Origin of the sequence: Amycolatopsis minnesotensis (assembly GCF_039529815.1) — a bacterium.
GTDB classification, from domain to species: domain Bacteria; phylum Actinomycetota; class Actinomycetes; order Mycobacteriales; family Pseudonocardiaceae; genus Amycolatopsis; species Amycolatopsis minnesotensis.
In genome coordinates this window covers 58,040-81,396 of record NZ_BAAANN010000025.1, presented here as the reverse complement: position 1 = coordinate 81,396, position 23,357 = coordinate 58,040, and the positions used below count along the sequence as shown (strand labels likewise).

Sequence of the window (23,357 nt, the reverse complement as noted above, 5' to 3'; positions counted from 1 at the left end):
CTTCCAACATGTGACAGGGGAGGTATCGGATGAGTCCCAAGCCCGAGGACGGCCGGGTCGTCGGCGCGCAGACGGTGGCGAGGGCGTTCGCCGTGCTCCGCCTGTTCCGCGACCACGGAGGCGACCTCGGCGTCGGCGCGGTCGCGAAGGAGCTGGAGCTCAACCTCAGCACCGCGCACCGCATCGTCCGCGCGCTCGTCGCCGAGGACTTCCTCGCGCAGAACGCGGAGAACGAGCGCTACTACCTCGGCACCGGCGCGCTGCTCCTCGGCCAGGCAGCGCACCACAACTTCGGGCTCGACGTGGTGTACCCGGTCCTGCAGGAGCTGGCCGCCAGCACCGGCGAATCGGTCAACCTCGGCGTGCTCGCGGGCGACGCCGCGGTCGTCGTCGAGCGCATCGAATCCACCCAGCCGCTGCGCTTCACGCAGCCGCCCGGCACCCGGGTCCCGTTGCACGCGTCGTCGATGGGCAAGGCGCTCCTCGCCTTCAACACCGAGGTGGAGCGCCGGGTCCTCAAGGGCGTCACCCGGCTCGAACGCGTCGCCGCGAAGACCCATGCCACCGCCAAGAGCCTGCGCTCGGACCTCGTCGAGACGAGGGCGCGCGGCTGGAGCACCGACGACGAGGAGTCGACCGTCGGCGTCCGGTGCGTCGGCGCGCCGATCTGCGACGACGCGGGCGTGGCCAGGGCCGCGATCGCGGTGCAGGCGCCCGCGGTCCGGATGCCCGACGACCGGTTCGGCAAGCTGGGGCCCCAGGTTTCGGCCGCGGCCAAGGAGATCTCCGCGCTCCTGCCGCCGGGCCACAGCTTCTGAGCACTGCCATGGCAGCGGACGGAACCACCGGCAAGATCACCGGCACCCAGACGATCGTCAGGGCGCTGGCCGTGCTGCGCGTGCTGCGGGACACCGACGGCGACGCCGGGATCACCGAGATCGCCCGCGCGCTCGACCTGAACACGAGCACCGTCCACCGCATCGCGAAGGCGCTGGTCGCCGCCGGGTACGTGGCGCGCAACGAGCGGACCGAGCGGTACCGGCTCGGCCGTGAGGCGTTCCTGCTCGGCCGGGCCGCCGAACGCACACTCGGCTTCGACGCGGCCGAGCCGCTGCTCGAACGCCTGGCCGCGGAAACCGGCGAGTCGGTCAACCTGGTGGTCCGCGACGGCGACGAGGGGCTGGTCGTGCTGCGGGTGGAGTCGGCGCAGCCGCTGCGCTTCACCCAGCCGGTCGGCGCGCGAGTGCCGCTGTACTGCACGAGCACCGGAAAGGCCCTGCTGGCGTTCGCCGCCGACCTCGACGCCGAGATCACGCGGCTCGGCGATCTGGCCCGGCTGACCGACACCACGATCACCTCGGCGACCGGCCTGCGCCGCGATCTGGACCTGACCCGGCACCAGGGGTTCGCCGTCAACCGGGGCGAGCGCGTGCCCGGCGTCTGCGGCGTCGCGGCGCCGGTGCTCGACGCCGACGGTGCCGCGATGGCGGCGGTGGCCATCCAGGGCCCCGAGTTCCGGATGCCCACCGGCCGGATCCCCGAGCTCGCGTCGCTCGCCGTCGACGCGGCGCGCGAAGTCACCGCCGCCATCCCGCACGGCTACCTCATCTGACCCCGCTGATCGGCAGCTTGTTCGCCGGGTCGACCCGCAACGAGACGAGCCCGCCGACGGCGAGCAGCCCGGCCGAGACCCCGAACGGCAGTACCCAGCTACCGCTGCGGTCGACCAGGAAGCCGAACACCGCGGGTGAGAGCACGCCCGCGAGGCCGAATCCCGTGTTCATCAGCCCGCCCGCGGTGCCCGCGTGGTCCGGCGCGACGTCCATCGGGATCGACCACAGCACGGGATTCGTCAGCTCCAGGAAGAAGAACGCCAGCGCCAGGCACACCGTGACCACCCCGAGCCGGTGCACGAACAGCGTGGGCACGATGAACGCGAACGAACCGAGCAGACCCGCGACGAGCACCGAGCGCCTGGCGATGCGCAGGCTGCCAGTTCGCCGGAGCAGGGTGTCGGACACCATGCCGCCCACCATGTCCCCGACCACGCCCGCGCACAGCACGAGCGCGCTGAACAACGCGAACTGCTGGAGCCGCAACCCGTAGCTGCCCGCGAAGAACGACGGGATCCAGGTGAGGTACACCCACAGCATCCAGCCGTAGGTGAAGTCCACAAAGGTCAGTGGAAGGATCCGGCGCAGCAGCGGACCCCACGGCACCGGCGGCCGTTCGTCGGCGCGCTGCCCCGCCGACAGCTCGCCGAGTTCCGTCTCCGTCATCCTCGGGTGGTCCGCGGGTCGGTCACGGTAGGTGCGCGCCCACAGCACCGTCCACCCGAGACTGAGCACCCCGAGCACCCAGAACGCGGCGCGCCAGTCGAACAGCGCGATCAGCCCGGCGACAGCCAGCGGGGCGACCGCGTTGCCGAGCCGCGCGAACGCGTGCGTGATCCCCTGACCGAACCCGCGCTGATCGGCGGGCAGCCAGCGCGACATCGCCTGGGTGGCACCGGGGAACGCGGCACCTTCACCGAAGCCGAGCGCGAGCCTCGCCGCGAACAGGGTCACCATGCCGCTGGCGAACCCGGTGGCCACAGTGGACAGACCCCACACCACGCCCACCGCGCACAGCAGCTTGCGCGGCCCGTACCGGTCGGCGAGGAAGCCGCCGAAGACCTGGAAAAACGCGTACGGGATGGCGAACGCGGACAGCACGAGGCCGAGCTGGGTGTTGGACAACGCCAGGTCGTGGCGGATGTGGGGCGCCGCGGTGGAGATGTTCACGCGGTCCAGGTAGGTGATGAAGTACATCCCGCACAGCAGGAGCAGGACTCGGCCGCGCACGCGGCCCCGGCAGGCGCGCAACGGCCCTGGTGCGGCCGTCCGCGCGGGAACCGTGGATCGGGACGGGATTCGAAGTTGCATTCGGTGCACCGCCTGTCCGGACACGGGCACGCGGTGACCGGCACCGGTGCCGTACTTCCATTAATTGGAAGTGGATTCCAACGAAGGTAGGTCCGGCCGTGCGGTGTGTCAACGGTCACGATCAGCGGGGCCGCCCGGCCCGGCATTGACGCGGCCGACCCGTCGCCCGTAACTTTGTGGAATCCGATGCCACAATGTGAAATATGTCTGTGAAATGCGTCTGTGAAATACGTCGGTGTGCGGCGACTCACGAAAGGCAGGCCATGGCGGCACTGCAGGACAACACCCCGGCGGCGACCATCGCCGCGCTGCTGGTGCGGGCGAGGGCCGCGCAAGCCGTCTTCGAAACCTACGACCAGCAGCGGGTGGACGACGTGGTGTGCGGCGCCGCGTGGGCGATCTACCGCGAGGACAGGGCGGCCGAACTGGCCGAACTGGCCGTGCGCGACACCGGTCTCGGCAAGGTCGAGGACAAGATCGCCAAGAACCGCCGCAAGACGCTCGGCACGCTGCGGGACCTGACCGGCGCGAAATCGGTCGGCCTGCTGCGGGAAGACCCGGTGCGGGGAATCGCGGAGTACGCGAAACCGGTCGGCGTGGTGGCGGCCGTGTGCCCGTCGACGAACCCGGCGGCGACGCCTGCGAACAAGACCATGATGGCGCTCAAGGGCCGCAACGCCGTCGTGCTCTCCCCCTCCCCCAAGGGCGAGTCGACCTGCCGCCTGCTCGTCGCGCACATCCACGCGGAACTCGACCGGATCGGCGCGCCCCGCGATCTCGTGCAGTACGTCGCTTCGCCGACCAAGGAGCTGACCGCCGAGCTGATGCGGCAGGCCGATCTCGTCGTCGTCACCGGGTCCCAGCGCAACGTCCGGCAGGCCTACCGCAGCGGCACCCCGGCGATCGGCGTCGGCGCGGGCAACGCCCCCGTCATCGTGGACGCCGACGCCGACATCGCCGACGCCGCCGAGAAGATCAAGCGCAGCAAGACCTTCGACCACGCCACGAGCTGCTCGTCGGAGAATTCGGTGCACATCCACGCCGCGGTGTACGAGCGGACCGTCGACGCGCTGCGGTCGCAGGGCGGTTACCTGCTTTCCGAAGCGGAGAAGGACCGCCTGCGCGGGGTAATGTGGCCGGACGGCAAGCTCAGCACGGCCGTGACCGCGCAGCCACCGGAAAAGCTGGCGGCGCTGGCGGGCCTGGATTCACCGGAAGCCCGGGCGGCCGCGTTCTTCATGGTCGAGGAGGACGGGATCGGGCCGGACCATCCCTTCAGCGGCGAAAAGCTCTCGGTGGTGCTGGCCGTCTACCGGTTCGCGGACTTCGACGCCGCGCTCGAGAAGATCCAGCGCCTGCTCGACCACCAGGGCGCCGGGCACTCCTGCGGTATCCACACGCGCTCCGAAGACCGGGCGAGGCTGGTGGCCGAACGGCTGCGCGTGGCACGGGTGCTGGTGAACCAGGCGCACTGCTTCGGCACCGGAGGCGGTTTCGACAACGGACTCGGCTTCACCCTGACCATGGGCGCGGGCACCTGGGCCGGGAACAGCATCTCGGAAAACCTGTCCTACCGGCACTTCCTGAACATCACGCGGCTGGCGCGGGTGATTCCCGAGCGCATCCCCGGCGAAGACGAGCTGTGGGGCCGCTACCACGAGACCTACGGACGGTGACGCGGATGAACCTGCTGGAACACCAGGGAAAGCAACTGCTCGCGCAGGCGGGGCTGCGCGTACCGCGCGGCACCGTCGTGACGAACCCGGACGCGGCGGAACGCGCGACGGCCGCACTCGGCTGCCGCGTCGCGCTGAAAAGCCAGGTGCCGTCCGGGAAACGGGGCAAGGCCGGTGGCATCCGCTTCGCCGGGTCGCCGGACGAGGCGCGCCGGGCGGCGGGCAGCCTGCTGGGCGTCACGCTCGGCGGGACCGCGGTCGGCAAGCTGCTCGTCGAGCAGTGCGCGGAGATCCGGGACGAGTTCTACGCCTCGATCCTCAACGACCCGCGCGGGAAGTGCCCGCTGGTGCTGTTCTCGACCGCGGGCGGGATGGACATCGAGGAGAACGCCGGCGCGATCCGCAGGCTCGCCGTCGACATCCGCGCTGGCCTGACCGAAGCCGGCGCCCGATCCCTGCTCGACGGCCTCGAACTCCCGGAACCCGTTGCGGCGCAGTTGGTTTCGGCGCTGCTGGCGATGTACCGGCTCTACGCGGGCATCGACGCGGAACTCGTCGAGATCAACCCGCTCGCGCTCACGGCCACCGGCGAGGTGGTCGCGCTGGACAGCAAGATCACACTCGACCCCGGCGCACTGGGACGGCACGCCGAACTGCTCGCCGAACACCTCACCGGCGAGGACGGCACCGGTTCGGATCTCGAACGGCGAGGCCGCGCGCTCGGCCTGCAGTACCTCGAACTGGACGGCGACATCGGCGTACTGGCCAACGGCGCGGGCCTCACCATGACGACGCTCGACGCGGTGCACCACTACGGCGGGCGTGCCGCGAACTTCCTCGAAATCGGCGGGGACGCCTACACCAAGGCGGTACCGGCGCTGGGGCTCGTACTCGGCAACCCGCGCGTGCGCAGCCTGGTGGTCAACTTCTGCGGCGCCTTCGCCCGCACGGACGTGATGGCCGACGGCGTGCTCACGGCGATCGAGGAACTGGAACCCACGATCCCGATCTTCTTCTGCATCCACGGAACGGGCGAAGAGAAGGCGATCCGGCTCGTCCGCGAGCGGCTCGGCGTCGATCCGTTCGACACCATGGACGAGGCGGTGCGCGCCGCGATCGAAGCGGCGGCGACGACCGGAGGGGCGGGACGCTGATGCTGGTTTCCTCGACGGACAAGGTCATCGTCCAGGGCATCACCGGGCGCCAGGGATCGTTCTGGGCCGGGCGGATGGCCGAGTGCGGCACCACGATCGTCGCCGGGGCGAGTCCGGGCAAGGGCGGGCGCGAGGTCGGCGGGGTGCCGGTCTACGACTCCGTGGCCGAGGCGGCGGCCGGACGCGGCCCGATCGACGTCAGCGTGCTCTTCGTGCCCCCGCTCGCCGCGCGCAAGGCCGCCACCGACGCGATCGACGCGGGCGTCGGCCGGATCGTGCTGCTCACCGAGCACGTGCCCTACCAGGACGTCATGCAGCTCCTCGCGCACGCCCGCGACCGCGGCACCACGGTGCTCGGCCCCAACACGGCCGGCCTCGTCGTGCCCGGCGCGGCCTCGGTCGGCATCATGCCGGGGTTCGCGGACACCATCTTCCGGCCGGGCTCGGTCGGCGTCGTCTCGCGCAGCGGCAGCCTCGGCACCCTCGTCTCGCTCGACCTCGTGCGCGGCGGGTACGGCCAGTCCGCGTTCATCGGCATCGGCGGCGATCCCATCCTCGGCACCACGACGCTCGACGCGGTCCGCGAGCTGGACGCCGACGAACGGACCGAAGCCGTCGTGCTGGTCGGCGAGATCGGCGGTGCGATGGAAGAGGACGCGGCCACCTACGTGGCCACCATGGACAAGCCGGTGGTGGCGTTCATCGCGGGGCGCAGCGCACCGCCCGGTCGCCGGATGGGACACGCGGGCGCGATCGTCGACGCGGGCAAGGGCGACGGCCAGTCCAAAGTGGACGCGTTGGAGGCTGCGGGCGCGATCGTCGTCGACCTGCCGGGTGAGATCGGCGATGCGCTGCGGGCACAGGGCGTGCGGCCCCGGTGACCGTCCGGACGGGACCGGGCGAAGGGATGCGGAACACCCCGCCGAAGGGTTAAGTTCAGGTAGCGCCAGTGGAGCCGAGCCGCACGGGCAGCAAGGAGAACCCGTTGCCCAGAACGCTGATCGAGATCGACCGGTCGTCGCGGGAGCCGCTCTACCGGCAGGTGCGGCGCGCGATCGAACACGGCATCGCGGTCGGCACCTTCGACGTGAGCCATCGCCTGCCCAGCTCCCGCGAACTGGCCGCCGAACTCGGCGTCTCCCGCAACACGATCAACCTCGCCTACCAGGAGCTGGTGGCCGAGGGGTACGTGGAGAGCAAGGAACGCAGCGGCCTGTTCGTCAACTCGGAGATGCGGCCGCACTGCGCCGTCCAGGAGCACGACACCCGCTCGCGGATCGACTGGTCCGCGCGGATGCGCCGCTACCCGGACGCGGACGTCCCGCACATCGAAAAGCGCGCGGACTGGCACACCTACCCGTACCCGTTCCTGGCCGGGCAGACCGACGTCAGCGCGTTCCCGGCCCGGTCGTGGACGCGGTGCCTGCGCGACGCGCTGTACCAGCCGCACGTGTTCCACAGCCTGCAGGACAGCCTCGGCTCGGACGACCCGATGCTGGTCGAGATGATCTGCCGGCACCTGCTCACCTCGCGCGGGATCGAAGCCGACCCGGCCGAGGTGCTGGTGACGGTCGGCTCCCAGCAGGGGCTTGACCTGCTCGGCAGGGTACTGCTCGGACCGGACCAGCAGGTGGCCATGGAAAACCCGGGCTACCTCGACGCCAGGCACATCTTCCTGCGCACCGGAGCCGGGGTGCTGGGCATCGACGTCGACCACGGCGGGCTCAAGCCACCGGAGTCGCTCACCGGCGTCGACCTGCTGTACCTGACCCCCAGTCACCACCACCCCAGCAACGTCACCCTGAGCATCGGCAGGCGGCGGCAGCTCCTCGCGCTGGCCGCCGCCGCGGGCACGGTGCTGGTGGAGGACGACTACGACAGTGAGTTCCGCTACCAGGGCAGTCCCACCCCCGCGCTCAAGGCGCTCGACGGCACCGGCGACGCGGTCTACCTCGGCACCTTCTCCAAGTTCCTCTCCCCCGGCCTGCGCCTGGGCTACCTGGTCGGGCCGCGCGAACTCGTCGCCGAGCTGCGGGAGGTCCGCCGGTACGTGCTCCGGCATCCGCCAGGGCACCTCCAGCGCGCGCTGGCCCTGCTCATCGCCAGCGGTGAATACCACCGGGCACTGCGGCGCTACCGCGGCAAGCTGATGCGGAAGTGGGAGACGACCTGCGGTGCGGTCCAGGAACACCTGCACTGGCCACAGGGCCCGTACCCGCCAGGCGGCGTGAGCCTCTGGATGACCGGCCCGCCCGGGCTGGACTGCCGCGAACTGGTGCGCCGCGCCGAAGCCGAAGGCATCCTGATCGAACCGGGCGACATCTTCTTCCAAGGCCCCGCGGCCCCGCGCAACCACTTCCGGATCGGGTTCGCCGCGGTACCGCACCGATCGATCGAACCGGGCGTGCGGCTGCTCGGTCAGGTGTGCGACGAGCTGCTGGATTCTTGACCCCGCCGATCCGGCAAGGCGTCTTCCTCGGCGGGCTTCGGCAATCGTCATGCCCGAAGGACGCTCCTGCGGAGGCCGAGGTGAGGCCCGCTGCGCATTCCGTGAAGGGAGCCCTCCGGGAATCCGACGCCCCGCGATCCTCCGGTCCTGAACCTCGGCTGGTACCACCCGCGCGTCGAATTCTGGACCTTTCCACCGGGCCTGTGGTGCCGCAGTGTCGTCACACCCGAGGTGACCTGCGACGAGGAGGTTCTGGTGGAGCGCTTTCCCCGACCGGCCGAACGGCACCGAGCGGCGGACTTCGTCGCACTCGGCGGCACCGTCCGCACCATGGACGCCGCGGGTACCGTCGCCGGTGGGCTGGCCGCGCGCGGCGGCCGGATCGTCGCCGTGGGGTCCGATCGGGAGGTCGCCACCCTGATCGGCGCCGACACGACCGTGCTCGACCTCGACGGCCGCACCGCGCTGCCCGGGTTCGTCGAATCGCACAACCACCCCGCGTTCTTCGGCCTGACGCTGGCCGCGCCCGTCGACGCGGGCAGCCCGCCGAACGACCGCGTCGCCGATATCGTGGACCGCGTCGCGCAGGCGGTGGCCGATCGGGGCGCTGGCGAGTGGATCCGCGGCTACCGCTACGACGACACCCTCCTCCGGGACAACCGGCATCCCACCCGTGCCGATCTGGACCCGGTTTCCCGGCACAGCCCGGTGGTGCTCACGCACGTCTCCGGGCACTTCTGCGTGGCGAACTCGGTCGCGCTCCGCACGGTCGGAATCACCGCGGCCACCCCGGATCCGCCAGGCGGGCACATCGCGCGAGACGACCGCGGCGAACCGACCGGCCTGCTCGTCGAAACCGCCGCCTTCCTCGTCACCTCGCGCCTGCCGGGTCAGGGCGTGGCCGAACTGACCGAGGCGCTGCTGCTGGCCGACGAGGAGTACCTGGCGAACGGGGTCACCTCGGTGCACGACACCGGCGTCGGACTGATCGGCGGTGCCACCGAACTCGAGGCCTACCAAGCACTTCTGCGTGCCGGGAAGCTGCGGACCAGGACGCGCGGCTACCTCATCGACGGCCTCGTACCGGGACTGGCCGAGGGCCGTCCCGAACGGCCGGACCTGACGGGCGCGGGCGAGCGGTTCACGATGGCCGGGGTGAAGATCATCGCCGACGGGTCGATCCAGGGCCGCACCGGCTGCCTCGCCGAGGGCTACGCGTGCGCACCCGACGAGCACGGCATGATGCTGCTCGATCCCGCCGAGCTGGGCAGGCGCATCGCTTCGCTCGACGCCGCGGGCTGGCAGGTCGCGGTGCACGGCAACGGGGACGCCGCGATCGAAGCGATCATCGACGGCTACGCGCGGCTCGGTTCCCCGTCCGGGACCGGGCGCCGCCACCGGATCGAGCACTGCCAGACCGCGCGCGAAGACCAGCTCGACCGGATGGCCGCGCACGACGTGCTCGCGTCGTTCTTCATCAAGCACGTCTACTACTGGGGCGACCGCCACCGCGACGTGTTCCTCGGCCGCGAACGGGCGCGCCGGATCAGCCCACTGGCGTCGGCGCGGTCCCGCGGGATCCACTTCGGACTGCACTCGGACACGCCGGTGACCCCGGTGCCGCCGCTGGAGGGCATCTGGTGCGCGGTGCGGCGGCGCACGCGCGACGGCGAGATCCTCGGGCCGGAGCAGGCGGTGAGCGTCGACGCCGCACTGCGCGGGTACACGATCGACGCGGCCTACCTCGCCGGTGAAGAGAACCTCAAGGGCAGCCTGGAGATCGGCAAGCTGGCCGATCTCGCCGTACTCTCCGAGGACCCCGCTTCCGGTGACCCCGAACGGATTCGCGACCTGTCGGTCGAGGCGACGGTGAGCGGGGGCGAAGTCGTCTGGGCCCGCGCGAACGCCAGGAGCGCCCGATGATCAGGAGCTGGCCGAGTGTCCTCATCGGACTCGGCATCCCCGCCGCCGCGCTGCTGATCGGCATCCCGCTGGTCTCCGGCAGCACCGCCTCGGTGTTCGGCATCCCGCTCGTCTTCTTCTGGGTGTTCTGCTGCTGCCCGCTGACCACCCTGTGCCTGTGGGTCAGCTGGCGCTTCTTCGACCGCGCCCACTACCCCGAGGAGGACTGATGCTCATCGCGATGGTGGCCGTCGTGATGGCGGCGTCGATCGGGCTGGCGGTGTGGGCGGGCCGCGGCTCCCGTGGTGGCGGGATCTCCGAGTTCCTGGTCGGCGGGCGGTCGTTCCCGGCCTGGCTCATCTACTTCCTCGCGGTCGGCGAGGTCTACAGCATCGGCACCATGATCGGCTTCCCGAGCGGGATCTACGCGCACGGCGCGAGCTACGGGATCTGGTTCATCGGCTACATCCTGCTCGCCTACTCGCTCGGCTACTTCCTCGCTCCCCTGGTCTGGCGCGCCGCGAAACGGCACGAGGCGATGACCGTGCCCGACGTGTTCGGCAGGCACTACCGCAGCCGGCCGCTGGAACTGATCACCTGCGTGACCATGCTGATCGCGCTGGTCCCGTGGGGCCAGTACCAGTTCATCGGGCTGCAGGTCGTGCTGAGCAACCTGGGGCTGAGCCTGAGCCCGGTGCAGTGCGTGGTGCTCGCCGGGATCATCGCGTTCGTCTACATCGCGGTGTCCGGGGTGCGCTCGCCCGCGTTCGTGTCGATCCTCAAGGACGTCTTCATGCTCATCGGCGTGGTGCTGGTCGGTGTGGCGGCGGTGCTCGCGGCGGGCGGCACGGCGAAGGTCAGCGGCCCGGAGGTGCTGACCGCCGCGCAGACCACCATGGGCGGGAACGACCTGCTCTTCGCGATGACCACGATCGCCTTCCAGAGCGTCGTGTTCTACCTCGGTTTCGGCGGCGCGTACGTGTTCCCCGCGCGGTCCGAGCGGGCGGTGAAGACCTCCACCGTCTGGATGCCGATGTACATGCTGATCTACCCGTTCCTGGTGCTCGCCGCCTACTACGGCGTCAGCGCGCACCCGGGACTGGCCAACCCGAACACGGTGTTCATGGTGACCGCCAGGGGTTTGCTGCCCGAGTGGCTGCTCGGGCTGGTGGCCGCGGGTGCCGCGTTGTCCGGTGTGCTGGTGCTCGCCGCGACGGCGCTGTCCATCGGCGGGATGATCAGCCGCAACATCGCGCCGAACGTGTCCCCCGGTGCGCAGCGCCGGTGGACCGTCGTGGCGGTGGCCGGGTTCCTGGTGCTCGGTGCCGTGCTCACGCTGGTGGCGTCGACGCTGATGCTCACCGTGCTGAACCTGACCTACAACCTGCTCGCCCAGGTGGTGCCCGGCTGGCTCGCGATCCTGTTCGCGAAGCGGGTGCGGACCTCCGCGGTCGCAGCCGGGATGGTCGTGGGCGTGGTCACCGCGATCACCTTGTACGCCACCGACGCCACCTTCGGCGGGGTCAACCCCGGCCTGGTCTCGCTCGGGCTGAACCTCCTCGTCGTGTTCGGCTGGAGCGCGCTCGCCCCCGGCGCGGAACGCGTGCCAGTCGCCCGCGGCACCGCCGCCACCGAGCAGGCGATCGTGCGGTGAACCCGCCGTCCGGATTCGGCCGGCCCCCAAGTCCCCGAAGGCGGCCTTCGGGGACTTGGACACCCTGCGGGACACCTTCGGGGCATAAGCAGTCCCGGGCCGCGCGCCGCGAGGGCCAAGAATGCGGGCATTGGATACCCTGAAGCCGCCCTTGAGCGCATGTGCTGGGATTTCGCAGCTCACGCCGCCATCTCGTTCCCGCGCTCGTGCGTCCCGAAAGGTCACCTTCAGGGACGTGAATGCCACGAACGTCGTCCCCGTGAGGCCTGCTCCGCACCGGAGCGCATGCGCCGAAGGCGTCCTTGAGGGAATGTGATGCCGTGAAGGGCACCTTCAGGGCATCAGCGCCGCCGCGCCGCGAGGGGCGAGGGGCGAGATTGGGGCGTCAGATTTCCCGAAGGTCACCTTCAGCGACATGGACGGGGCCAGGGCATGCACGGCCCGCGACGACGGGACACGCGGCCGAACCGGTCTGAGCCGGGCCATCGCGGGTCCCTGTTCTACAGTGGACTCGCCCGGCTTCCCGGTGCACCGGACCGAACGAAAGCTCACCGAGTGATCCCCACTGTCCTCGCCGCCGCGGTGGCGGCTCTGGCCCGGTCGCTCGCGGCGCTGCGACTGCAACGCTGGAACCTCGGCGCACCGGCGATCATGGTGCTCGCCGGAGTTCTCGTCGGCCTCGGCGTTCAGGACTCCGTCGCGGCGGCCTTGAACACCGAGGTCGCCCAGCACGTCGCCGAGATCATCCTGGCGTTCCTGTTGTTCGTCGACGCCACCGAAGTGCGAGGCGGGCGGTTGTGGGGCAACTCGCCGGGGCTCGTGGCCAGGATGCTGCTGCTCGCCCTTCCGATCGGCCTGGGCGCGGCGATGCTGCTGGGCGCGGCGCTGTTCCCGGACCTGTCCTTGGCGATGCTGCTGATCATCGCGTGCGTCGTCGTGCCGATCGACTTCGCACCCAGCGAGCACGTCGTCCGGGACCGCCGGTTGCCGGCGCGTGTGCGGAGCGTGCTGAACGTCGAAAGCGGCTACAACGACGGCATCGTGTCGCCGGTGTTCCTGTTCGCCCTGCTGATCGCGGGCAGCGGCTCCACGGTCAGCACGCCGCTGGCGGCCCTCGGCACCGCCCTGTGGCAGGCGGTGCTGGCCATCGTCGTGGGGCTGGCCCTGGGTGGCGTCGTCGCGTGGCTGCTGCACCGGTCGGACCGGGCGGGGTGGATGACCGCGCAGTCGCGCCGGATCGCGGTCCTGCTGACCCCGGTGGTGGCCTACGCCGGTGCCGTCCAGATCGGCGGGAACGGCTTCGTGACGTCGTTCGTGTGCGGGATCGCCTTCCGGTACGCGCACCGCCTGCTCATCGCCCGCCGAATCCACCGCACGCCGTCCGCGCGGCGCGGGCACGCGCTGACCGCGCTCACCAGGGACTTCGGGCTGCTCGAGGACGTCACCGCGTTGATGACCATGACCATGTGGTTCGTGGTCGGCCTCGCCACCGTGGTCATGGTCGTCGTGGGAGTGAGCTGGCAGGCCGTCGTGTTCTGCGTCGCGGCGCTCACGGTCGTCCGGGTGATCCCGGTCCTCGCGTCGCTCATCGGCTCGTCGCTGCCCCGCCGGGACCGGCTGCTGCTCGGCCTGCTCGGCCCGCGCGGGACCACCACCATCGTCTTCGGCCTGATCGCCTACAACAGCCTCCCGGACGGCACCGCCGCCGACACCGTCCTGCTGACCACCGTGCTCTGCGTGGTGGGCAGCGTGCTGCTCCACGGCGCGGGCTCGGACCCGGCCATCCGCGGCCTCACCGACCGTCAGCGACGATGACGATCATGGCTGTGGTGTTCGTCGACGGCCGGCTCGGTCCAGACCCTGGTGACTGGCAGGGACTCTGGGCGGGCGACCCGCAGGGCTCGGCTCGCGAGGCGCAGTGCGCTGCTGGAATCACTGGCGGATCAGGTCGAGTAGTTCCCGGAACAGCGCGTATCCGGTGCCTTCCGCGGTGTCGAGCACCCTGGACCGGCGGTAGTACGGGCTCAGGTCGAGGTCCACGCCGACGCCGAAGACCTCGACGTCACCGCCCTGCTCGTGCCGGAGCACCACCTCCTTGAGGTGGTTGCCGAGGTAGTCGCCGTCGTTGAGGAGATCCGTGGCGCTGTCCATCGGGCTTCCGTCCGACACCACGAAAAGCAGGCGCCTCGCGTACTCGCCTTCGCTCGCGCGGCGACAGGCCCAGCTCACGGCTTCGCCGTCGATGCCTTCGCGGAACAGATCGGGTTTGAGCAGTGCGGCGATGCCCGGTTTGGCCCGCCGCCACGGGGTCGCCGCGTCCTTGAACACCAGGTGGCGTCGTTCGTTCAGGCGTCCTGGGTGCACGGGCCGCCCCGCCCGCAGCCAGTCCCGCTTCGCGCGGCCGCCGTTCCAGGCTCCGGTGGTGAAGCCGAGGATCTCGCACCGCGCACCGGCCAGTTCGAGTGCGCGCGCGAACACGTCCGCCAGCATGGCGATCGACTCCCCGTGCTCCCGCATCGAACCCGAGCAGTCGATCAGGAAGGTCACCAGCGCGTCGGCGACGGGCTCGGCCCGCTCGGTGCGGAACAGCCGCCGCTCGGCAGGCGAGGTGATCAGCCGCGCGAGCGCGCGTCCGTCCACATAGCCCTCCTCCTTGCCGCCGTCCCAGCCTTCGCGGACGGGTTCCGCCAGTACCGCGCGGAGTTCGCGGGCGAGCCTCGCGTGGTTCACGCCTTGCCTGGCGACGCGACGGTCCAGCCGCTCGCGGTACTCCGCCAGCAACGCCGAACGCACCACCGCCGTCGCGGCCACCTCCGTGTCGTAGGCAGTGGTGAAGACCCGGTAGCCGCCCGCCGCGTCGGCGAGCACCGGGCTGTGCCCCGATGCGGCGGCACTCGGCTGTTCGTCGCCGTCGTCGTCGTCGAAGTCCATCAGCAACGCGAAGTACGGGCGGTACTTCGGCTCTTCGTCGCCCGCGTCCTCGTCCTCGTCCTCGCCGCCGGAGTCCCCGGCCGCGGTCAGCATCGCGGCCACCGCGTGCGCGATCCCCACCGCGTGCACGGCGAACGCGGCCTGGTCGCCGCGGTGGCGGCGCAGCCCGGCGAGGTCGTGCCCGAGCACCGGCGCGATCGCCGCGCGGGTGACCTCGATCAGGTCATCGACCTCCTCGACGACCGGCTCGGCGGTGATCCTGGCCCGGCAGATCTGCGCGACCGTGCAGATCAGCAGCCCTCGCGCGGTGTCGGCGAGCCCGGACGCGACGAACTCCCGTGTCCATTCTTCGAAGCGGTGCCGCAGGTTCGCGACCACTCCCGGCATCGCGTCCGGCGCACCGGCTTCGACGCGGAACTGTTCCAGCAGCTCGAAAACAAGCCGTTCCACTGTCCCTTCAGGACTGATCCGGGCGTGGAGCGCGGCATCGGATCCGGTGAGCCGCAGTGCCATCCCGTCGGCGGCACCGCGGAACGAGCCGAAGTCCGCGGTCGCGGGCGGGTAGAGCTGCGGCGCGCGCAGCGGAACCGGCCGTCGGCCGCGGTACGGGCGCGCCCCGCGGAAGTGCAGCGCCGGTTCGTCCCCGAGCGCCCTGATCGCGGCGGCGCACAGCTCCTCGACGTGGTGGCGCCGCCGGGTTTCCGCCTGGCGCGCGGACACGGTCACGCCGTCGCCGCGAGCCGGTAGGACTCGTCCAGCTCGCTGCCGAAGCAGCGCTGGAAGTACTCGGCCACGGTCGCGCGCTCCGCCTCGTCGCACTTGTTGACGAACGCGAGCCGGAAGGCGAGTCCGGGATCGCGGAAGATCTCCACGTTCTCCGCCCAGCCGATCACCGTGCGCGGCGACATCAAAGTGGACAGATCTCCCGCCCGGAACCCCTTCCTGGTCAGGTCGGCGACGGCGACCATGGACGCCACCAGCGCGCGCCCCGCTTCGTCGGCGAGGCCGGGAACCCTGCCCAGCACGATGGCGATCTCTTCGGCGGCGGGCAGGTAGTTCAGCGACGCCACGATCGACCACCGGTCGATCTGCGCGTGGTTGAGGCGCTGCGCGCCGTGGTAGAGCCCGTTGATGTTGCCGAGACCGACCGTGTTGGCGGTGGCGAAGAGCCGGAACCGCGGATGCGGTGCCAGCACGCGGTTCTGGTCGAGCAGGGTGAACTTGCCGTCGCGTTCGAGCAGCCGCTGGATGACGAACATGACGTCGGGACGGCCCGCGTCGTACTCGTCGAGGATCAGCGCCATCGGCCGTTGCAGCGCCCACGGCAGGATGCCTTCCTGGAACTCCGTGACCTGCTTGCCCTCGCGCAGCACCACGGCGTCCTTGCCGACGAGGTCCAGCCTGCTGAGGTGCCCGTCGAGGTTGACCCGCACGCACGGCCAGTTGAGCCTGGCCGCCACCTGCTCGATGTGGGTGGACTTCCCGGTGCCGTGCAGGCCCTGCACGAGCACCCGCCGGTCGTGGCTGAACCCGGCGAGGATCGCCAGCGTCACGTCGGGGTTGAAGCGGTAGGCCTCGTCGATGTCCGGCACGTGCTCGCCGCGCTCGCGGAACCCTTCGACGACGAGTGGCGAGTCGATGCCGAACACATCGCGCACGCGGAACGGGTGCCCGGGTGAAGTCATCGAACGTCCCTTCAGGAAGACATGCTGTCGGTGGATTCCGGCGCGGCCTCGGCGTCGACCTTGCCGATCATCTCGGCCGCGCGCTGCAGCGCGGGCAGCGTCTGGAGCGCCTTGTCCGGCGTGAGCCGCATGACCGGCGCCTGCACCGCCACGCACAGGTTCGAGCGGCCGCCGGCGGCGTTCGGGACGAGCACCGCGACGCACACCAGGCCGGGCAGGTACTCCTCGTCGTCGAGGGCGAACCCGTCGCGGCGGATCCGGCCGAACTCCGCTTCGAGCGCGTCGAGATCGGTCACCGTCTTCGGGGTGTACGCCTTGAGCGGTGCGTGCGCCAGCAGCTTGCGGCGCTGGGCCGGGCTCATCTGCGACAGGATCATCTTGCCGCTGGCCGAGCTGTGGATCGGCACGCGCGAACCCGGCCGCAGGTAGAACCGCAACGGCTCGGGCGTCTCCACCCGGTCCAGGTACACGACCTCGTTGCCGGAGAGCGTGGTCACGTTGCAGCTCTCCCCCAGTTCGTCCACGAGATGCCGCAGCACCGCGTGCCGCGCGCCGTGGTGGGTGGCGTTGAGCAGGAGGTTCTCCGCCAGCCGCCGCAGCCGCAGGCCGGTGCCGTAGTGGCGGCCGTCGGACTGGCGGATGAGCAGGCCGGCGCCCTCGAGCTGCTGAAGCATCCGGTGCAGCGTCGGCTTGGGCAGCCCGGTCTCCTCGACCAGGCCCTGCAGGGTCACCAGCTGGTCCTTGGCCGCGATCAGTTCGAGCAGCGAGAACAGCCGCATGGTCGGCGTGTCCCCGTTGACGCCCGCGGGATCCGGCTCGCGAATCAACTCCATAGTTCCGGAAAGTAGCACATGGCGTCTCGTTTTCCATATCAACACGTTGACTCGGCTCCTTCGGACGCTCTACAGTCGGCTCGATCTCGATATTCGGATCGTTGCGTACCGGTTTTCACGGTCCGTCCCAGCGAAGGAGTGGAAAATGAGCGAGCAGACGCCGGACACCGGCCGCGTCGTGGCGAGCGGCCCGCAGAAGATGACCCCGTCGGAAGCCTTCGTGGAGACGATGGTCGCCAACGGCGTCACCGACATCTTCGGCATCATGGGCTCGGCGTTCATGGACGCGATGGACATCTTCGCCCCGGCGGGCATCCGCCTGATCCCGGTCGTGCACGAGCAGGGCGCCGGGCACATGGCCGACGGTTACGCGCGGGTCAGCGGCCGCCACGGCGTCGTCATCGGGCAGAACGGCCCCGGGATCAGCAACTGCGTCACCGCGATCGCGGCGGCCTTCTGGGCGCACAGCCCGGTCGTCATCGTGACGCCCGAAACCGGCACGATGGGCCAGGGCCTCGGCGGCTTCCAGGAGGCCGACCAGCTCCCGATGTTCCGCGAGTTCACCAAGTACCAGGGCCACGTCAACAACCCGAAGCGGATGGCGGAGTTCACCGGCAGGGTGTTCGACCGCGCGATGTCGGAGATCGGCCCGACGCAGCTGAACATCCCCCGCGACTACTTCTACGGCGAGATCACCGCCGAGATCCCCCGGCCGCAGCGGCTCGACCGGGGCGCCGGCGGCGAGCGGAGCCTGGATGAAGCGGCCGCGCTGCTGGCGAAGGCGGAGTTCCCGGTGATCATCTCCGGCGGCGGCGTGGTGATGGCCGACGGCGTCGAGGAGTGCAAGGCGCTCGCCGAACGGCTCGGCGCGCCGGTCGTCAACAGCTACCTGCACAACGACTCCTTCCCGGCGAGCCACCCGCAGTGGTGCGGCCCGCTCGGGTACCAGGGCTCGAAGGCGGCGATGAAGCTGATCGCGAAGGCCGACGTCGTCGTCGCGCTCGGCTCGCGCCTCGGCCCGTTCGGCACCCTGCCCCAGCACGGCATGGACTACTGGCCGAAGGACGCGAAGATCATCCAGATCGACGCCGACCACAAGATGCTCGGACTGGTCAAGAAGATCACCGTCGGGATCTGCGGTGACGCGAAGGCGAGTGCCGCCGCGCTCACCGAGCGGCTCGCCGGAAAGACCCTCGCCTGCGACGCCACCGCCGAAGCCCGCGCGGCCGACATCAAGTCCGAAAAGGACGCTTGGGAAGCCGAGCTGGACGGGTGGACGCACGAGACCGACCCGTTCAGCCTCGACATGATCGAGGAGCAGGCGAGCGAGGAAGGCAACTGGCTCCACCCGAGGGAAGTGCTGCGGGAACTGGAAAAGGCGATGCCCGAGCACGTCATGGTGTCCACCGACATCGGCAACATCAACTCGGTCGCGAACAGCTACCTGCGGTTCGAGGAGCCGCGCTCGTTCTTCGCGCCGATGAGCTTCGGCAACTGCGGCTACGCGCTGCCGACCATCATCGGCGCCAAGACCGCGGCACCGGACCGCCCCGCGGTGGCCTACGCCGGTGACGGCGCGTGGGGCATGAGCATGGGCGAGATCATGACCGCCGTCCGCCACGACATCCCGGTCACCGCGGTGGTGTTCCACAACCGCCAGTGGGGCGCGGAAAAGAAGAACCAGGTCGACTTCTACAACCGCCGCTTCGTCGCGGGCGAACTGGAAAGCGAGAGCTTCGCCGGGATCGCGCAGGCGATGGGCGCCGAGGGCATCGTCGTCGAGAAGCTGGACGAGGTCGGCCCGGCGCTGAAGCGGGCCGTCGACGCCCAGATGAACGAGGGCAAGACCACCGTCATCGAGATCATGTGCACCCGCGAGCTGGGCGACCCGTTCCGCCGCGACGCGCTGTCGAAGCCGGTGCGGTTCCTGGAGAAGTACCGCGACTACGTCTGATCCGACGCGAAAGAGCCCGGCCCACGCGGGCCGGGCTCTTTCCACGCGCCAACTGCACGCCCTGGCTCGTCGGGGCATGTGCCGGGGTTTCGCAGCTCGCGCTGCTTTCTCGTTTCCGCGTTCCTGCCCCGAAAGGGGCCTCAAGAGCGCGCATGTCGCGGAGGTGGCCTTCGCGGGGCCTGCTCGGGCTCCGGGCCGCACGCCCCGAAGGTGCCCTTGAGGGAATCTGACGCCGCGAAGGACGCCTTCACGGCATCAGCATCACCATGCCACGCGCCGCGAGGAGCGAGATCGCGACGTCAAACTCCCCGAAGGTGACCTTCGGGGACCAAGCCCCGGGGGCGGCTCCACGCTTCCGCCCCCCATCTCACCGGAATCAACGCACCCAGCATCACTGAGGCCCTCAGAGGCGTGAACGTCGCGAATCTGACCGTCGCGGGGCCTGCCCTGCTCCGGGCCGCACGCCCCGAAGGTGCCCCTGAGGGAATCTGACGCCGCGAAGGACGCCTTCACGGCATCAGCACCACCATGCCACGCGCCGCGAGGGGCGAGATCGCGACGTCAGATTTCCCGAAGGTGGCCTTCGAGGTCCAGAAACGGGCGCGTCACCGGGTCCAGGCTGGTCCTGTCGAATGGGGTCCTTCTGGCTCTGGGCCAGTGCCAGTGATGTTGCGATGGTCGACTCGTCCGTACCCGCTCACGAAGGAGGTCGCCCCGTGGAAATCGAGGAGTTGCGCGCGAAGGCCCGCAGGCATCTCGGTCCCCATTTCACCCGCAGAGAAGCCTGGGCGAGCCCGTTCCCGGTCTTCGTCCGCGGCGAGGGAAGCTACCTGTACGACACCGAAGGACAACGCCACCTCGACGGGCTCGCGGGCCTGTTCTGCGTCAACATGGGCCACGGCCGCGCGGATATCGCCAAGGCGGCCAGCGACCAGGTCGGCACCCTCGCCTACGCCACCAACTGGGGCTCGGGGCACCTGCCCGCCATCGAGGCCGCGTCCCTGATCGCGGAGCTGGCACCGGGCGACCTCGGCACCACGTTCTTCGTCAACTCCGGTTCGGAGGCGGTCGAAACCGCGCTGAAGTTCGCCAGGCAGTACCACCGCAGCCAGGGCGCGCCCGAGCGGACGAAGATCATCAGCCGCCGGATGGCCTACCACGGAACGACGTTGGGCGCGTTGTCGGTCACCGCGCTGCCGAAGATCAAGGACCCGTTCGGCCCGTTGCTGCCGGGCGTCCGGCATGTCCCGAACACCCTCGGCCTCGTCGGCGACTGCGGTCCCGCGTCCGAATTGGACTGCGTCAAGGCGATCGAGGCAGTGATCCTCGAAGAAGGGCCGGAGACCATCGCCGCGCTCTTCGCGGAGCCGGTGCAGAACGGGCGCGGCGCGCTGGTGCCACCGGACGGCTACTGGCCTGCCCTGCGCGCGCTGTGCGACAAGTACGGGATCCTGCTCGTGTCCGACGAGGTCATCTGTTCGTTCGGGCGGCTCGGGCACTGGTTCGGGCACGGCCTCACCGGTGTCGTCCCCGACCTGATCACCTTCGCCAAGGGCTCCACCTCGGGGTACGCACCGCTCGGCGGGATGATCGCACGCGAGAAGCTGGTGACCGACCTGTTCGACTCACCGACCGGTGGCACCTTCACCCACGGCGCGACCTGGGGCGGGCACCCGGTGGCCACCGCGGTCGCGGTCGCGAACCTCACCGCGATGCGGGACGAGAAGATCCCCGAGCACGTGCGTTCCGAAGGCCCGAAGCTGTTCTCCGCGCTCGAATCGCTCAAGGACTCGCACCGGTGCGTGAAGGACGTGCGCGGCACCGGGTTCTTCTACGCGATCGAGCTGATGGCCGACCGCGACTCCGGCCGTGAATTCACCGACGCCGAATCGGTTAAGGTGCTGCGGGAGGTGCTGCCGGAGGCGTTCCGGCGTACCAAGGTCATCCTGCGCGGTGACGACCGCGGCGCCACCATGCTGATGATCTCGCCCCCGCTCGTCGCGGACTCCGACGTCCTTTCCGAGCTGCTGCACGGAGTGGACGCGATGCTCACCGACGTGGAAAAGGCGATCCAGCCCTGATCCCCGGCGACGCGAACGGCCGCGATGCCCACGGGCATCGCGGCCTTCTCGCGCGTACTGGCTCAGGCGAACAGCGCCAGCAGGCCGAACGCGGTGGTACCGACCAGGAGCGTGGACAGCAGCCCGAGCAAGAGCGCGCGCCCGCCGGTGCGCACCAGCTTCCCGATCCGGACCGCGCAGCCGAGACCGAACAGCGCGCCGGCGAGCAGCAGGGTGCACACGGTCTTGGCGATGTCGAGCACGGCGCCGGGCAGGATCCCGGTGCTGCGCACCGCGACCATGGCGAGGAAGCCCAGCACGAACAGCGGCACCAGCGGGGCCCGCTTGCCCTCGGCGGCCGGGCGGCGACGGCGTTCGTGCACGCTCACCAGCGCGACCATCGGTGCCAGCAGCACGACCCTGCTGAGCTTGACCACCACGGCCACCGCGACCGCGGCCGCACCGGCGGGGGTGGCCGCGGCGACGACCTGCGCGACCTCGTGCACGCTCATCCCCGCCCAGCTACCGAGCCGGAGGCCGTTCAGCCCGAGCCATTCACCGGCGAGCGGGACCGCCGCGATCGCGAGGCCGCCGTAGAAGGTCACGAGCGCGACCGCGGTGGCCACATCGGAGTCCTCGCGTTCGACCACGCCCTCCATGGCCGCGATCGCCGACGCCCCGCAGATGGAGAACCCGGTGGCGACGAGCATCGCGAGTCCACGCGGGACGCCGATCAGCCGCCCGATCCCGATCGTGCCGAGGAAGGTGACCGCGACGGTGAGCACGACCGCCAGCAGGGTCCCCGCGCCGAGCCCGAGCACGGCGGGCAGTGCGAGCTGCAGCCCGAGCAGCACCACACCGGCGCGCAGCAGCCGCTTGGTCAGCTTCGCGATGGCCTGCCGCGTCGGCTCGGACAGCACCGGGAGCGAACCGGCGATGACGCCGAGGATCACCGCGGCGGTCAGCGCGCTGAAGATCGGGATCGCCATGCTCGTCAGGTAGGCGACCACCACGCCGGAAACGGTGACGGCAAGACAAGGAAGCAGCGATCGAACACGCCGCGCGGTGAGAGTGGTCATGATCCAAGACTCTGCGCGCGACACCCGCCCCTCGGTAGCCGGCAGCTCGCTGCCAGCTCATACCCTAAGGCTATGACCATGCCCGATCTCGACTCACTCCGCCTGCTCGTGCTCGTCGACGAACTGGGCAGCATCGGCCAGGCCGCCGCCGCGCTCGGCATCGCGCAGCCGTCGGCGAGCAAGCGCCTGTCCACAGTGGAACGACGGCTCGGGCTGGTGCTCGTGGACCGCACCCGCCGCGGCTCGGCGCTGACCCCGGACGGTCGCGCGGTCGCCGGCTGGGCACACCGCGTGCTCGACGAGGTCGACGCGCTGCTCACCGGCGCGGAGGCGCTCCGCACCCAGCACCGCGCCGAACTGCGCATCGCGGCGAGCATGACGCTGGCGGAGCACCTGGTGCCCGGCTGGGTCGGTGAGCTGAAGCGCGGCAGGCCCGATCTCTACCTCGGGCTCCAGGTGCGCAACTCCGACGAGGTCGGAGAGCTCACCAGGGAGGGCAAGGTGGACCTCGGCTTCGTCGAATACCCGTACCCGCCGACCGGGCTGTCCACCAGGAAGGTCGCCACCGACCACCTCGTGGTCGTCGTGTCCGCCTCCCATCGCTGGGCAAGGCGGCGCCGCCCACTGACCGCCACCGATCTGGCGAGCACGCCGCTGGTGGTGCGCGAACGGGGCTCCGGCACCAGGGAGACCTTGGACGCGGCGCTGCGGGCGGCCGGTGTGACCGCGGTGAGCCCCCTGCTGGAGCTGGGATCCGCCTCGGCCGTCCGCAACGCGGTCGCCGCGGGCGCGGGGCCCGCGGCGATCAGCGCGCTCGACGTGGCGCGGAACCTGACCGACCACCGGCTGGTCACGGTGCCCGTCGAAGGCATCGACCTGCGCCGGACCCTGCGCGCGGTGTGGCCGGCCGGCCGGAAGCTGGTCGGCGCCCCCGCCGCGCTACTGGCACTGGCGATCGGCCGCCACTGACGCCCAGCCGCTGGGAACTGGACCCTTCTACACCGGCGGAACTGGCACTCGCGCCCGGCCCAGGATATTTCTACGGTGACCGGAACC

At 70.6% G+C, this 23,357-nt stretch carries 18 protein-coding genes; 13 read left to right on the top strand and 5 right to left on the bottom strand.

Translation table 11 applies throughout. From position 1 onward, the window contains the following. Positions 1–29 precede the first annotated feature (29 nt). Positions 30–818: an IclR family transcriptional regulator gene (locus tag ABD256_RS28300; RefSeq protein WP_344425456.1), complete on the top strand. Its 789-nt coding sequence runs from the start codon at positions 30–32 to the stop codon at positions 816–818. Between the two features lie 8 nt (positions 819–826). Continuing rightward, positions 827–1,612: an IclR family transcriptional regulator gene (locus ABD256_RS28295; RefSeq protein WP_344425453.1), complete on the top strand. Its 786-nt coding sequence runs from the start codon at positions 827–829 to the stop codon at positions 1,610–1,612. Here the strand turns inward: ABD256_RS28295 and ABD256_RS28290 are convergent. Further along, complete coding sequence (locus ABD256_RS28290; protein WP_344425450.1) at positions 1,605–2,924, bottom strand: MFS transporter; 1,320 nt, start codon at positions 2,922–2,924, stop codon at positions 1,605–1,607. The genes ABD256_RS28295 and ABD256_RS28290 overlap by 8 nt on opposite strands. A gap of 263 nt (positions 2,925–3,187) precedes the next feature. Between ABD256_RS28290 and sauS the strand changes: the two genes are divergently transcribed. The 8 genes from sauS to ABD256_RS28250 all read left to right on the top strand — a co-directional run bounded on the left by sauS (position 3,188) and on the right by ABD256_RS28250 (position 13,574). Next, entirely contained in the window at positions 3,188–4,600 is a 1,413-nt protein-coding gene (gene sauS, locus ABD256_RS28285) for an acylating sulfoacetaldehyde dehydrogenase (protein ID WP_344425447.1), read from the top strand. 5 nt (positions 4,601–4,605) lie between these two features. Further along, complete coding sequence (locus ABD256_RS28280) at positions 4,606–5,754, top strand: succinate--CoA ligase subunit beta (RefSeq protein ID WP_344425444.1); 1,149 nt, start codon at positions 4,606–4,608, stop codon at positions 5,752–5,754. Then, complete coding sequence (locus ABD256_RS28275) at positions 5,754–6,635, top strand: succinate--CoA ligase subunit alpha (protein WP_344425441.1); 882 nt, start codon at positions 5,754–5,756, stop codon at positions 6,633–6,635. Before ABD256_RS28280 ends, ABD256_RS28275 begins: the two co-directional genes overlap by 1 nt. Positions 6,636–6,739: 104 nt before the next feature. Beyond that, entirely contained in the window at positions 6,740–8,203 is a 1,464-nt protein-coding gene (gene pdxR / locus ABD256_RS28270) for a MocR-like pyridoxine biosynthesis transcription factor PdxR (RefSeq protein ID WP_344425438.1), read from the top strand. Positions 8,204–8,533: 330 nt separating this feature from the next. After that, the gene (locus tag ABD256_RS28265) at positions 8,534–10,126 is read left to right on the top strand and encodes an amidohydrolase (protein ID WP_344425614.1); all 1,593 of its coding nucleotides are present in this window, start codon (positions 8,534–8,536) and stop codon (positions 10,124–10,126) included. Beyond that, positions 10,123–10,335, top strand: a complete 213-nt coding sequence (locus tag ABD256_RS28260) for a DUF3311 domain-containing protein (RefSeq protein ID WP_344425436.1) — start codon at positions 10,123–10,125, stop codon at positions 10,333–10,335. The genes ABD256_RS28265 and ABD256_RS28260 overlap by 4 nt, the downstream gene beginning before the upstream one ends. After that, on the top strand, positions 10,335–11,759 hold the full coding sequence (locus ABD256_RS28255; protein ID WP_344425433.1) for a sodium:solute symporter family protein: 1,425 nt from the start codon (positions 10,335–10,337) through the stop codon (positions 11,757–11,759). The genes ABD256_RS28260 and ABD256_RS28255 overlap by 1 nt, the downstream gene beginning before the upstream one ends. Positions 11,760–12,314: 555 nt before the next feature. Next, entirely contained in the window at positions 12,315–13,574 is a 1,260-nt protein-coding gene (locus tag ABD256_RS28250; RefSeq protein ID WP_344425430.1) for a cation:proton antiporter domain-containing protein, read from the top strand. A gap of 117 nt (positions 13,575–13,691) precedes the next feature. On the opposite strand, the gene ABD256_RS28245 is transcribed toward ABD256_RS28250, so the two are convergent. From ABD256_RS28245 to ABD256_RS28235, 3 genes are read right to left on the bottom strand one after another with little or no spacing between them, the layout of a single operon-like run. Then, positions 13,692–15,416 carry a cobaltochelatase CobT-related protein gene (locus ABD256_RS28245; protein ID WP_344425427.1) on the bottom strand — a complete coding sequence of 575 codons (1,725 nt, stop codon included), beginning with the start codon at positions 15,414–15,416 and terminating at the stop codon, positions 13,692–13,694. Next, positions 15,413–16,375, bottom strand: coding sequence for an AAA family ATPase (locus tag ABD256_RS28240; protein ID WP_344425424.1), 963 nt, complete (start codon positions 16,373–16,375; stop codon positions 15,413–15,415). Before ABD256_RS28240 ends, ABD256_RS28245 begins: the two co-directional genes overlap by 4 nt. Before the next feature lie 11 nt (positions 16,376–16,386). Further along, positions 16,387–17,208, bottom strand: coding sequence for an IclR family transcriptional regulator (locus ABD256_RS28235; protein WP_344425421.1), 822 nt, complete (start codon positions 17,206–17,208; stop codon positions 16,387–16,389). Between the two features lie 145 nt (positions 17,209–17,353). Between ABD256_RS28235 and xsc the strand changes: the two genes are divergently transcribed. Beyond that, on the top strand, positions 17,354–19,162 hold the full coding sequence (xsc, locus tag ABD256_RS28230) for a sulfoacetaldehyde acetyltransferase (protein ID WP_344425418.1): 1,809 nt from the start codon (positions 17,354–17,356) through the stop codon (positions 19,160–19,162). Positions 19,163–19,878: 716 nt separating this feature from the next. Further along, entirely contained in the window at positions 19,879–21,243 is a 1,365-nt protein-coding gene (locus ABD256_RS28225) for an aspartate aminotransferase family protein (RefSeq protein ID WP_344425415.1), read from the top strand. Positions 21,244–21,305: 62 nt separating this feature from the next. Here ABD256_RS28225 and ABD256_RS28220 read toward each other — a convergent pair whose 3' ends face one another. After that, positions 21,306–22,301 (bottom strand): YeiH family protein, encoded by a 996-nt coding sequence (locus tag ABD256_RS28220; protein ID WP_344425412.1) that lies wholly within the window; start codon positions 22,299–22,301, stop codon positions 21,306–21,308. Between the two features lie 72 nt (positions 22,302–22,373). Here ABD256_RS28220 and ABD256_RS28215 point away from each other — a divergent pair, with 72 nt between their 5' ends. After that, on the top strand, positions 22,374–23,270 hold the full coding sequence (locus tag ABD256_RS28215) for a LysR family transcriptional regulator (protein ID WP_344425409.1): 897 nt from the start codon (positions 22,374–22,376) through the stop codon (positions 23,268–23,270). Positions 23,271–23,357 lie beyond the last annotated feature (87 nt).

Coding starts and splice junctions, on each gene's coding strand:
- ABD256_RS28300 (WP_344425456.1), top strand. CDS start 30: ATGAGTCCCAAGCCCGAGGACGGCCGGGTCGTCGGCGCGCAGACGGTG.
- ABD256_RS28295 (WP_344425453.1), top strand. CDS start 827: ATGGCAGCGGACGGAACCACCGGCAAGATCACCGGCACCCAGACGATC.
- ABD256_RS28290 (WP_344425450.1), bottom strand. CDS start 2,924: ATGCAACTTCGAATCCCGTCCCGATCCACGGTTCCCGCGCGGACGGCC.
- sauS (WP_344425447.1), top strand. CDS start 3,188: ATGGCGGCACTGCAGGACAACACCCCGGCGGCGACCATCGCCGCGCTG.
- ABD256_RS28280 (WP_344425444.1), top strand. CDS start 4,606: ATGAACCTGCTGGAACACCAGGGAAAGCAACTGCTCGCGCAGGCGGGG.
- ABD256_RS28275 (WP_344425441.1), top strand. CDS start 5,754: ATGCTGGTTTCCTCGACGGACAAGGTCATCGTCCAGGGCATCACCGGG.
- ABD256_RS28265 (WP_344425614.1), top strand. CDS start 8,534: ATGGACGCCGCGGGTACCGTCGCCGGTGGGCTGGCCGCGCGCGGCGGC.
- ABD256_RS28260 (WP_344425436.1), top strand. CDS start 10,123: ATGATCAGGAGCTGGCCGAGTGTCCTCATCGGACTCGGCATCCCCGCC.
- ABD256_RS28255 (WP_344425433.1), top strand. CDS start 10,335: ATGCTCATCGCGATGGTGGCCGTCGTGATGGCGGCGTCGATCGGGCTG.
- ABD256_RS28240 (WP_344425424.1), bottom strand. CDS start 16,375: ATGACTTCACCCGGGCACCCGTTCCGCGTGCGCGATGTGTTCGGCATC.
- ABD256_RS28235 (WP_344425421.1), bottom strand. CDS start 17,208: ATGGAGTTGATTCGCGAGCCGGATCCCGCGGGCGTCAACGGGGACACG.
- xsc (WP_344425418.1), top strand. CDS start 17,354: ATGAGCGAGCAGACGCCGGACACCGGCCGCGTCGTGGCGAGCGGCCCG.
- ABD256_RS28220 (WP_344425412.1), bottom strand. CDS start 22,301: ATGACCACTCTCACCGCGCGGCGTGTTCGATCGCTGCTTCCTTGTCTT.
- ABD256_RS28215 (WP_344425409.1), top strand. CDS start 22,374: ATGACCATGCCCGATCTCGACTCACTCCGCCTGCTCGTGCTCGTCGAC.